This is a genomic window from Stenotrophomonas pictorum JCM 9942 (assembly GCF_001310775.1).
Taxonomy (GTDB): domain Bacteria; phylum Pseudomonadota; class Gammaproteobacteria; order Xanthomonadales; family Xanthomonadaceae; genus Stenotrophomonas; species Stenotrophomonas pictorum.
This window is the reverse complement of record NZ_BAZI01000764.1, coordinates 1-635: the sequence shown is the minus strand read 5'-3', so window position 1 is coordinate 635 and position 635 is coordinate 1. Positions and strand designations below refer to the sequence as shown.

The following is a 635-nucleotide window of genomic DNA, read 5'->3' as shown; positions in this document are numbered from 1 at the left end:
CGGCGCGCAGTGCCGGGCCGACACGGGGCCGTGGATTCCTTCCGATGAGTTCCTGGCGGCGCTGCCGCGCCTGATGGCCGCGTTCGCGGTGCCCGGGCTCGGCATTGCCGTTATCGAAGGGGGCAAACCGGTCTGGAGCCGCACGCTGGGCGTGACCCATGCCCTGACGCAGGCGCCGGTCACCGCCGAGACCCTGTTCGAGAACGCCTCGCTCAGCAAGCCGGTATTCGCCTATCTGGTGCTGCAGCTGTCCGATCAGGGGCTGATCGATCTCGACCGGCCGCTGGTGCAGTACCGCCGGCCGGACTATCTGTCCGATTCGCCGTGGGTCGCGCTGATCACCGCGCGCGATGTGCTGCGCCACTCCAGCGGCCTGCCCAACTGGCGCACACGGCCGGCGCAGCAAACACTGACACCCGCCTTCAAGCCGGGCACGCGCATCGGCTACTCGGGCGAGGCGTTCTTCTGGCTGCAACTGGTGGTGGAGACGCTGACCGGGGAAAGCCTGGACGAATCGATGCAGGCGCGCCTGTTCGGACCGGCCGGCATGACCGCCAGCAGCTACGGCTGGGATGCCGCTCTCGCCGCGCGCTCGGTCTACGGCCACCGCGCCCATGACCGGCCCGGCACCGGCA

General features: G+C 70.1%; 1 protein-coding gene. It reads left to right on the top strand.

Annotated features, from left to right (window positions below; all coding sequences use genetic code 11):
• Positions 1–635: serine hydrolase domain-containing protein (locus JCM9942_RS17565; RefSeq protein ID WP_157723084.1), on the top strand; the 635-nt coding region annotated here is incomplete at both ends.